The organism is Syntrophomonas sp. UBA5494 (genome assembly GCF_002426325.1).
Genome location: NZ_DIPG01000125.1, coordinates 37422 through 41178, shown reverse-complemented (window position 1 = coordinate 41178; position 3757 = coordinate 37422). Strand labels below are relative to the sequence as shown.

Below are 3757 nucleotides of genomic sequence, written 5' to 3'. Positions count from 1 at the left end.
CCGTTCTAAATCCCGGTAGGCGAGAATCACCGGTTTGCCCGCATCGGGTATATACACATGCAGGTCCTGGGCCGTACCCGTAAAGTACATGGTGTCAACCCGCTGTACGAGTAGTGCTCCGTCGATTTCTTTGTCCCTGAGGATCTCTTGAAAACAATCCAGTCTCTTTTGCAGCTCATCTCTTGACAACATAAACCCGCCCCCCAATTTTCCTTATTGACGGACTTCAGGGAGCCTCATTTGAACACTTCGATTATGTAATTATTTAAAGCAGTTGGCTTTCGGAAAATAAGGCTGGGCAGGTTGACAGCAAGCAATAGACAACCCCGGCAAATAGTGTTCTGCTCTGTGCTATCATTCCTCTTACTCCTTATCATTCAGTTGCTCGCAATTTTTCTCTGATCTGTTTATTGAGCCGTATCATTCAATTTAAATCTACCATGGAATAAAAATCCATGATGCCTGGACTCCCTTATAATAATATCATCCTTAAGCCTTTTGGTTAACAATTTTTGTATAAATATGTAGAACCCAAGAATTATAGGAAGGATATGACAGGGGAGGTGATTATGGTGAATGAAGCGCAAATCAGATTCATATGGGTGGCAATTATGCACTGTACTTAAATTAGTTCCCTCTGCTTCTACCGATTTGCTTCATACGCAGAGCTCCCCTGAACCGACTCAAGGAAAGATTAACACTCACTAGCCAATGGGACTATATTCTCGATCGAGGCATCCTCGAGCCAGGGAATGGCGACAAAATGATCTTCGCTAATTTCCTTTACTTTATCCAGCCAGGGTTTTTCTGCCTCAGCTCTGGCAAGCAACATGCTGTCCCGGGTATCGGTCAAAGAAAGACACTGATTTACGACCCACCATTTATTATGAATGCCAGCGCGGTGCAATTCCTCCCGCAAACGGCGCGCTTCCCAGACCGGTGTGGCTTCCGGCAGGGTAACGACAACCACATCAGCCTGGCTTTCATCTCTCAGACGGGGCAGCAGCCTTTGTACCGCGAGGGGGATTTCACCTTTGGTCCTTTGTACTTCACGATGGTAGCTCTGGGTGGCATCCAGCAGCAGCAGGGTATGGCCTGTGGGCGCAGTATCGATCACCACTACCTCATCTTCGGCCTTATCAACTATTTCGGCAAATGCTCTAAAGACAGCAATTTCCTGGGTACATGGGGAGCGCAGGTCCTCCTTGACATATTCCAGGTCTGCTTCACTCATGGTCTCGCGGGCCTTTTCAATTACCTCATTTTGATATTTTATAAGCTCTCGGCGTTCGTCGATGTGGCTCTGAGTGATGTTGGCGGTGGCCTCTATAGCATAGCTGAGGTGGTCGGCCGGATCTGTTGAGGTTAAATGTACCTTAGTCCCTCTATTGGCCAGTGCCAGTGCAATAGTGGCCGCCACGGTGGTTTTGCCCACCCCGCCTTTGCCCATAACAAATATAACTTTTTTACCGCTGGCATAAAGGTCGTTTATCAATACGTCAATGCTCTTTAGATTTAAGGGAGCGGCCGGGGAGTAACTCTTTCCATAATCATCGCCGCTAAAAAAGGACCTTAATTTATCCAGCCCCAAGATATTGTATGAGCGTAAGGGCAGGGTATAGGCGGCGTGTTTATGCAATCCTGGAGGCATGTGTTCCAAGGCATATTTCTGCTCTTCCATTATTTTCATTGAGAGCTGATCAGATGCCTGCCCCAAAACCGCATTAATAATCAGCATTTGGTTGTTGATATTCAGATCGCTGAGCTCCAGGCTGGAACGCTCCGCTTCCAAGAGCGGTGTTTTTTCGGGCTTGGCAACCAGTATCAGGATAGTCCGGTTTTTATCGGCCAGGGTGGCTACAGCTTCCCGGTACATATCTTTTTTGTCTTCCAAGCCGGACAGCTGACCTAAACATGAGGCCCCGTGGGTGCTCTCGCTGATAAAATTACTCCATGCTGAGGGCAGCTCCAGCATACGCAGCGTGTGCCCGGTGGGCGCAGTGTCAAATATGATATGATCATAGGCCTGTTCTGTTTGCTGGTCGGTAATGAAATGAGAAAATTGATCGAAGGCTGCGATCTCAACTGTACAGGAACCGGACAGCTGCTCCTCCATGTTGGCGATTATACCGGGAGGCAGCTTATCTATATAGGGAGCCAGCACGGCTTCTCGATATTCCCGGGCTGCCTCTTCGGGATTTAGATTAGCCACGATGAGGCCGGGCACGTCTTTAACCGGTACTCCATGACCGGTAAGTTCAGTGCCGAAAACATCCTGAAGATTGGAAGCTGGATCGGTGCTTATCAAGAGCACCTTCTTACCGCCGTCGGCCAAATTTACTGCTGCAGCGCAGGCGATGGAGGTTTTTCCAACTCCGCCCTTGCCGGTAAAGAATAGATATTTGGTCAGCTTAATCTTATCCAGAGCAAATGTTTCGTACATAGTCTACCCCCTTCGTTTAGGTGCGGAAAATAAGCGGCTAAACCGGAATGCCCAACCAGTCGGAAAGCTCCTGGTTGGTAGGGTATGCTCTGGTTTTGGCCACCTGACCGTCGAGGAGGGTAACCGGCAGTATGTCAGCTCCCTCTTTTCGCAGCAGGTCGTTTATTAGCTTGTTATTAATAAACTCCATTGGTTCGTTGGATAGACCGTGACGGCTTATATCTACGCTTTTTTCTTTGAGGTTGTCTATAACTACAGCCATTCTGAGCAGTTCGGGATCGATTGCCGGACCGCATACGCCAGTTGCACAGCACATTGCCGGGTCAAAAATCTCAATTTTTTTCATATTGAACGCTCCTTATCTATTGTTCAAAATACTCCCGCTTTTTCTTTAGCCGGATTTTCAAGAGCCTCACAGCCATGTTTACAAGCCTGGACCGCCTCGTTGCTTTCCAGCTGCAGATAGCGTTGGTTTTCTTGGGCCAGTTCAGGGATACTGTCAACGGAGCATTGCAGGAAAGAAGACCATGGTTCAATAATATTGCCGTTTATTAAGGCTTGATTAAGGCTGTAGTAAGATTTCTGTCTGTGTTTGCGTTCGTTAACCAATCCGGCCTGCTTTAGTACTTTGACGTGCTGGGAAACGCGTGGCTGGCTCATATCCAAGATGGCGACAAGTTCGCAGATACATAGTTCCTGGACGGACAGAAATTTAATGATGGAAAGCCGGGTAGGTTCGCCGAGCGCTTTAAAAATTAAGCTGGTTTGCCTGATCATAGATTTCACTCCTAATTATTAATGCTTTATGCTTTATATAATAATATAATTATATTATAACTTTGGGCATGATTGCTCAAGGGCGTTTTCTTAGAATATTTTGGCAGAGGCATATTGAACCAAAAGATGAAGCAGCAGCAATTTCAATCAAAAGCTTAAAACACGAGTATGGCGAAGAAGGCGACGCCATCCCCGAAGAAAAACGTGAACAGGTCATTGAAAGCATGAAGCTGCTGTTGGATGCATTTGAAAAGAATCTGTGCTGTTAAATGGAAGGAGCGATCAGTAATGGAAAGCGATGTTAGATCATCGGTAAAAGAAGTTTACGGGAATATAGCCAAAAACATTAGCACCGATTCAGGGTGTGGCTGCGGCTGTTCACCGTACGACCCCAAAGGCAAAATTTCCAGCGGGATCTATGGAAAAATCGACCTGGAAAAGCCTGCCCCTAAAAGCGGTGGAAGCTTCTCTGGGTTGTGCCAATCCCTTGCTATTGGCCGAATTGCAGGAGGGGGAAACGGTCTTGGACCTGGGCAG

The 3757-nt window shown here is 47.2% G+C and carries 5 protein-coding genes; 1 reads left to right on the top strand and 4 read right to left on the bottom strand.

Annotated features, from left to right (window positions below):
- The 4 genes from B3W37_RS14130 to B3W37_RS14115 all read right to left on the bottom strand — a co-directional run.
- Positions 1 to 192, bottom strand: a 192-nt coding sequence (locus B3W37_RS14130; RefSeq protein ID WP_483176176.1) for an aminopeptidase P family N-terminal domain-containing protein, incomplete at its 3' end; no start/stop codon positions are given.
- 502 nt (positions 193 to 694) lie between these two features.
- Positions 695 to 2443, bottom strand: coding sequence for an arsenical pump-driving ATPase (gene arsA / locus B3W37_RS14125; RefSeq protein WP_483170050.1), 1749 nt, complete (start codon positions 2441 to 2443; stop codon positions 695 to 697).
- Between the two features lie 37 nt (positions 2444 to 2480).
- Positions 2481 to 2789, bottom strand: a complete 309-nt coding sequence (arsD, locus tag B3W37_RS14120; RefSeq protein WP_483170049.1) for an arsenite efflux transporter metallochaperone ArsD — start codon at positions 2787 to 2789, stop codon at positions 2481 to 2483.
- 23 nt (positions 2790 to 2812) lie between these two features.
- Positions 2813 to 3220 carry an ArsR/SmtB family transcription factor gene (locus B3W37_RS14115; RefSeq protein WP_483170047.1) on the bottom strand — a complete coding sequence of 136 codons (408 nt, stop codon included), beginning with the start codon at positions 3218 to 3220 and terminating at the stop codon, positions 2813 to 2815.
- A gap of 62 nt (positions 3221 to 3282) precedes the next feature.
- On the opposite strand from B3W37_RS14115, the gene B3W37_RS14110 reads away from it, so the two are divergent.
- On the top strand, positions 3283 to 3489 hold the full coding sequence (locus B3W37_RS14110; RefSeq protein WP_483176175.1) for a hypothetical protein: 207 nt from the start codon (positions 3283 to 3285) through the stop codon (positions 3487 to 3489).
- Positions 3490 to 3757: the final 268 nt, after the last annotated feature.

Bases quoted from the DNA above. Each gene is read 5' to 3' on its own strand.
- arsA (WP_483170050.1), bottom strand. From the start codon at position 2,443: ATGTACGAAACATTTGCTCTGGATAAGATTAAGCTGACCAAATATCTA.
- B3W37_RS14115 (WP_483170047.1), bottom strand. From the start codon at position 3,220: ATGATCAGGCAAACCAGCTTAATTTTTAAAGCGCTCGGCGAACCTACC.
- arsD (WP_483170049.1), bottom strand. From the start codon at position 2,789: ATGAAAAAAATTGAGATTTTTGACCCGGCAATGTGCTGTGCAACTGGC.